7 protein-coding genes are annotated in these 5,938 nt (G+C 68.6%); 5 read left to right on the top strand and 2 right to left on the bottom strand.

From position 1 onward, the window contains the following. A partial coding sequence (locus tag GXP76_RS33475) for a peptide MFS transporter (RefSeq protein WP_242575386.1) occupies positions 1 to 1,450 on the top strand: 1,450 nt, incomplete at its 5' end. A gap of 80 nt (positions 1,451 to 1,530) precedes the next feature. Here the strand turns inward: GXP76_RS33475 and GXP76_RS33470 are convergent. Together GXP76_RS33470 and GXP76_RS33465 are read right to left on the bottom strand one after the other, a co-directional pair. Next, complete coding sequence (locus tag GXP76_RS33470; protein WP_242575385.1) at positions 1,531 to 2,019, bottom strand: ATP-binding protein; 489 nt, start codon at positions 2,017 to 2,019, stop codon at positions 1,531 to 1,533. A 202-nt stretch (positions 2,020 to 2,221) separates the two neighbouring features. Continuing rightward, complete coding sequence (locus GXP76_RS33465; protein WP_242575384.1) at positions 2,222 to 2,590, bottom strand: STAS domain-containing protein; 369 nt, start codon at positions 2,588 to 2,590, stop codon at positions 2,222 to 2,224. 351 nt (positions 2,591 to 2,941) lie between these two features. Between GXP76_RS33465 and GXP76_RS33460 the strand changes: the two genes are divergently transcribed. The 4 genes from GXP76_RS33460 to GXP76_RS33445 form a co-directional block, all read left to right on the top strand. Next, positions 2,942 to 3,847 carry an RNA polymerase sigma factor SigF gene (locus GXP76_RS33460; protein WP_242575383.1) on the top strand — a complete coding sequence of 302 codons (906 nt, stop codon included), beginning with the start codon at positions 2,942 to 2,944 and terminating at the stop codon, positions 3,845 to 3,847. A gap of 320 nt (positions 3,848 to 4,167) precedes the next feature. Then, a complete protein-coding gene (locus GXP76_RS33455; RefSeq protein WP_242575382.1) occupies positions 4,168 to 4,686 on the top strand; it encodes a toxin-antitoxin system HicB family antitoxin in 519 nt (172 codons plus the stop codon). A 114-nt stretch (positions 4,687 to 4,800) separates the two neighbouring features. Next, positions 4,801 to 5,649: a DUF4097 family beta strand repeat-containing protein gene (locus tag GXP76_RS33450; protein WP_242575381.1), complete on the top strand. Its 849-nt coding sequence runs from the start codon at positions 4,801 to 4,803 to the stop codon at positions 5,647 to 5,649. Between the two features lie 64 nt (positions 5,650 to 5,713). Then, positions 5,714 to 5,938: ATP-binding cassette domain-containing protein (locus GXP76_RS33445; protein WP_242575380.1), on the top strand; the 225-nt coding region annotated here is incomplete at its 3' end.

Here is a 5,938-nt window from a genome sequence, read left to right as displayed (position 1 = left end):
CGGTCTGGCCACGCTCTTCATGACGGAGATGTGGGAACGCTTCAGCTTCTACGGCATGAGGGCTCTGCTCACGATCTATCTGCTGTCCGGCGGCCCCGACGCCTCGACGGGGCTCCAGGGGGGCGGTCTGGGGCTGACCCTGGCCACCACGACCGCGATCTACTCGATCTATCTGTCGATGGTCTATCTGCTGGCCATGCCCGGCGGCTGGCTCGGCGACCGGGTCTGGGGCCCGCGCAAGACCGTGACGATCGCGGCCTGCACCATCATGGTGGGCCATCTGACGCTCGCCCTGCCGGGCCAGGGCACCTTCTTCGCCGGTCTGGCACTGGTGGCACTCGGCTCGGGACTGCTGAAGTCCAACATCTCCACGATGGTCGGCCATCTCTACGACGGCCCGAACGACCCGCGCCGCGACGGCGGGTTCACCATCTTCTACATGGGCATCAACATCGGTGCCTTCTTCGCGCCGCTGATCATCGGCACGGTCGGTGAGAAGTACAGCTGGCACCTCGGCTTCGCGCTCGCGGCCCTCGGCATGGGGATCGGTCTGATCCAGTTCCTCCTCGGTACGAAGCATCTGTCGCCGCGCAGCGGTGTCGTCCCGATGCCGCTGTCGCGCGAGGAGCGCGCGAGCTGGCTGACCAAGGGGCTGACGTGGCTGCTGGTCGGCTCGGTCTTCTACGGAGGCGTCGTCTTCACCGGCAACTTCACCCTGAACTGGGCGATGGTGCCGTTGACGCTCGCGGGCATCGTCATCCCGGCCGGGGTGCTGATCCGGATAAAGCGCGACAAGGATCTGTCGCCGGTCGAGCAGACGAAGATGTCGGGGTACATCTGGTTCTTCGTCGCGGCCGCCGTCTTCTGGATGATCTACGACCAGGGCGGATCGACGATCCAGGCGTTCGGTACGACGAAGGCCGCCGACGACGTCTTCGGCATCGGTTTCCCGACGTCCTGGTACCAGTCGCTGAACCCCGTGTTCATCATGGCGCTGGCCCCGGTGGCCGCCTGGTTCTGGCTCTGGCTGAACCGGCGGGGCAAGGAGCCCGGTACGGTCGTGAAGTTCGCCGCGGGACTCGTCTTCGTCGGCGTCTCGTTCTTCTTCTTCCTGATCCCTCTGGTCCTGGCGGCGGACGGCACCCTGGTCAGTCCGGTGTGGCTGGTGGGCATCTATCTGATTCAGACCGTCGGGGAGTTGTGCGTCTCGCCGGTGGGCCTGTCGGTGACGACGAAAATGGCTCCGGCCAAGTACGCCAGTCAGATGATGGGCGTCTGGTTCCTCGCCGTGACGGCGGGCGACTCGGTGACCGGGATGCTCTCCATCGCCGGTGTCGATCTGAGCCGTACGGGAGTGGTCGCCGTGGAGGCGCTGCTGGCCACGCTGGCGGGCTTCGCGATCTTCATGTACCGCAGGAAGGTGCGCGCCCTGATGGGCGACGTGCGGTGACGTGGCGCCGGGTCGGGCGGGCCCGGAACGGGTCCGCCCGGCGACCGGGGGCGCGTCGGCGGGGCAGGAGGAGCCGCGCGTTACGCGGGGGCCGCCAGGACCGCCCAGACCGTCTTGCCGGGGGCTCCCGGCGTACGGGACACGCCCCAGTCCAGACAGAGCCGCTGCACGATGAACATCCCGTGTCCGCCCGGCCGTCCGGCGCGGTGCGGGGTGCGGGGCGCGGGCTGGCCCGTACCCCGGTCCGTGACTTCGAGGCGCAGCGCCTTGGCGTCGGAGGAGACCCGCAGCTCCTCGGGACCCTCGGCGTGCAGGCACGCGTTGGTGACCAGTTCGGAGACGACGAGCAGCACGTCTTCCGCGGCGGCGCGGCGGTCCGCTGTCGCGGCCGGCAGCCAGCCCCAGTCGTACAGCGCCTGACGGGTGAAGTCGCGGGCCATCGGGACGATGCCGCTGGCGTTGCCCAACGCCAGGGTGCGTACCCGGCTTTCGGACCCGGCGGAGGTGGTACCCGCGCCGTCCGGCTCGGAGCCGAAATCGCCCGGCGGAAACTGCCGGGTGGTGCTCATCAGCGCTTCACCTCACCGATTCACCGGTTCACCAATTGGTCGTTACGTCGTTACGTGGTTACAGAGAGTGCCTTGCCTGTCGCGACCGGCCGCCCGGGACTCTTCTGCCCGGCGTAATCGTGACAACACCCACAAGACCTACGCGGCTGTCGTGACACTTGCAACATCTGGTTCGCGCGGAGTCTTCGTACCGGCTCCGGGGTCACTCGACAAGAGCCGCTTCCAGCGAGTCGTGCACGGTGAAGACCGCGTCCGCGCCCGTGATCTCGAAGACCCTGGCCACCACCGGCAGCATCGCGGCCAGATGGACGGCGCCGCCGGCCGCTTCGGCCTTGAGGCGGGCCCCGAGCAGCACGTTCAGTCCGGTCGAGTCGCAGAACTCGAGCTGCGAGCAGTCGACCACGAGTCGTACCCGCCCCTGGTCGATCGCTTCTTCCAGGGGTGCGCGCAACAGTTCGGCGGTGTGGTGATCCAACTCACCCGCCGCTGTCACGACCTCGCTTCGGCCCTCGGTGCGAACTTCGACCCGAAGCCGGCCCCGGTTCGCGCTGCCGACCGTCTGGCGGTCCATGCCCGTCCGTCCCTCTTCCGCAGTGTCGTGTGCCGTCATCAGATGTCTAGGAATGCTTGGAAAGGTGTCGTCGGACGCGCTGTGATCGCGCTCCCGTTCGCGCCCGGCGCTCTGTCATACGCCCTGACGTTCGTCGAAACATTACGCCTTTCACGCGTTCTCCGGTAGCCAATCTCCCACGCAATGCGGACATTTGTGCGAAATGACACTTGCATGTGCCCGCGCCGAACCGATAGGGCTAGTAAAGACACAACCAACCTGACCGACGCGACCGGCTATGGAGGCGCCGCAAACCGCAGCAGCGCGTATTGGCATCGGCAGCCATATGCCGAGAACGTATGGAGGAGACCCATGTCACCCCGGCTCGACGAATCGCGTACCCACGACGCGGCGTCGACAATCCCGTCCGACCCTGACGAGACCGGCGCCACACTCGCGTCCGGTTTCCCGGGCCTCGATGACATGCCAGAGATCCCGCCCTTCGACGAGGTGGGCGCGCTGGATGCCCGGTCGCTGTCGAAGACCCTCTTCGGACGCCTCGAAGGTCTGGAAGAGGGCACCCATGAACACGCTTACGTACGGAACACCCTGGTCGAGCTGAATCTCGCCCTGGTCAAGTTCGCCGCCTCCCGGTTCCGCTCCCGCAGCGAGCCCATGGAGGACATCATCCAGGTCGGCACGATCGGTCTGATCAAGGCGATCGACCGCTTCGAGCTGAGCCGGGGCGTCGAGTTCCCCACCTTCGCGATGCCGACGATCGTCGGCGAGATCAAGCGCTTCTTCCGCGACACGTCGTGGTCGGTGCGGGTGCCGCGAAGGCTCCAGGAGCTCCGCCTCGAACTGGCCAAGGCGGGCGACGAGTTGTCCCAGCTGCTGGACCGCGCGCCCACGGTCCCCGAACTCGCCGAGCGGCTCGGCCTCACCAACGACGAGGTCGTCGAGGGGATGGCGGCCAGCAACGCGTACACGGCGAGTTCGCTGGACGCCCAGCCGGAGGAGGACGACACCGAGGGCGCGCTGTCCGACCGCATCGGTTACGAGGACCACGGGCTCGAAGGCATCGAGTACGTCGAGTCGCTGAAGCCGCTGATCGCGGGCCTCCCGGCACGCGACCGGACGATCCTGTCCCTGCGCTTCGTCGCCAACATGACCCAGTCGGAGATCGGCGAGGAGCTCGGCATCTCACAGATGCATGTGTCGCGGCTGCTGTCGCGCACGCTCGTCAGGCTGCGGAAGGGCCTGACGATCGAGGAGTGACGGGCACGCCTTCGGCGCAATCCCTCCGTGTGGCCCGGCGGTCGTCTCCGACGACCGCCGGGCCACTGGCGTTGCGGGCCCATGGCCTCGGGCGGCACGACTCGGCGCCGGATGGCGCCAGCCGGTGTCACCGGTGGCGCCAAGTGGTGCCACCGGGCGCCACTTTGCGACTCCCGAGACGCACTGGCGCACGTGACACCACCATGGCCCAGCTGGACGCTGATGCGTTTTCCCAGCTCAGAGCGGTTGCCACGAGCGTCGATTCGACAACGCCACGATGACGCTTGCACATGGAGCCACAATGGTGCCATGATGGCGCCATGGACCTCACCCCGTACGTCGACAACCTCCGCCGCGAACTCGCGGTGGCCGCCGAGGCCGGCAGCGACGAAGCCCGCGAGCTGGCCGAGAGGCTCACCGCTCCGCTGGAGTCGGCGACCCGGCTGACCCTGCTCAACGTGCTCTCCGCCGCGATGGACGAGATCACCCGCGAACTCGCCCCCGGATCGGTCGACGTACGGCTGCGCGGGCTCGACCCCGACTTCGTGGTGACCCTGCCGCCCGGCGACGGCGGGGCCCACGCGGAGCAGGCCGCGCCCGTCGAACCACTCAGGGCCCCGGTCCCGGCCGACGGCGACGAAGGCGGCACCGCCCGCGTCAACCTGCGCCTGCCGGCCCACCTCAAGACCCGCGCCGAGGAGGCCGCGACCCGCGAGGGCCTGTCGGTCAACGCGTGGCTGGTGCGCGCCGTGTCGGCGGCGGTCGACGGCGGCGCCCGGCCGCGTACGGCGGAGAAGACCCAGACCGTCGGACAGAGTTTCACCGGCTGGGTGCGCTGAGCCCGGCCGTTCGGATCAGGCCCGGGCCGCACATCGGCCCCATCTCGCACCACTTCATCCACACCACGTCCCACCTGCGGGGACGACCCGACGAGCCAAGAGGACGGGACAGCCATGCCTTCTTACGACACACCCGAACCGATCTCCGTCACCGCCTACGTGTACGCCGGTTCCATCTGGTTCACCGCGGGCGACCGCCCCGACACCGTCGTCGAGGTGCGGCCCCGTGACCCGAAGAAGGACCTGGACGTACGAACGGCCGATCAGACCGAGGTCGCCTACGCGGGCGGCTCGCTGACCGTCAGGACACCCAAGGCCAATCTGCTGGGGCGCGGCGGCACCGTCGACGTGGTGGTCGAACTGCCGGCCGGCTCCAGCATCGACATGACCGGTGCCGGGGCCAATCTGATCGGCGAGGGCCGGCTCGGCGAGGTCCGTGTGAAGACCTCGGCCGGCGACGTCCGCCTCGACACCACCGGCCCGTTGCACCTCAAGGCGTCGCACGGCTCGGCCACCGTGGACCGGGTCGAGGGCATGGCCGAGATCACCAGCAGCACCGGCAATGTGCGCGTCGGCATCGTCGACGGCCCCGCCGTCCTGAAGAACTCGCACGGCGCCACGACCGTCGGCGCCGTGACCGGCGAACTGCGGGTGAACGGCGCCCACGGCTCCATCGACATCGAGCGCGCCGAGGCATCGGTCAGCGGCACCACCACCCACGGTCGCCTCCGGGTCGCCGAAGTCGCCTCCGGGACCGTCCAGTTGGAGACCGCCAACGGCTCCATCGAGGTCGGCGTCCGCGAGGGCACCGCCGCCTGGCTCGACGTCAGCTCCAACCGCGGGCAGGTACGCAACACGCTCACCTCCTCGCAGACCCCGGAGCAGAGCGAGGACACCGTCAGGGTCCGCGCCCGGACCAACTGGGGCAACATCGACATCCGCCGCGCCCGCCCCGGCGCCTGAGAGTTCAGCTCTCCTCTCTCACCATTCCTGTCACTTCATTCCTGCCTTCGAACGGGAGGGCTCCATGCCTTCATCTGTCATGCCCACGTCCAAGCGCCCGAGCGGCCAGGAGTCGCCCACCGCCGTCTCCGCCGTCGGCCTGCGCAAGTCCTTCGGCGACAAGGTCGTCCTCGACGGCATCGACCTGCGTATCCCGGCGGGCTCGGTGTTCGCGTTGCTGGGGCCGAACGGTGCCGGGAAGACCACCGCCGTGAAGATCCTGTCGACGCTGATCACCGCCGATGGAGGG

It is taken from the genome of Streptomyces sp. NP-1717, from assembly GCF_022695985.1.
In the GTDB taxonomy this organism is placed as follows: domain Bacteria; phylum Actinomycetota; class Actinomycetes; order Streptomycetales; family Streptomycetaceae; genus Streptomyces.
Note: the sequence above shows the minus strand (reverse complement) of the source record. Positions and strands in the feature narration are given on the sequence as shown.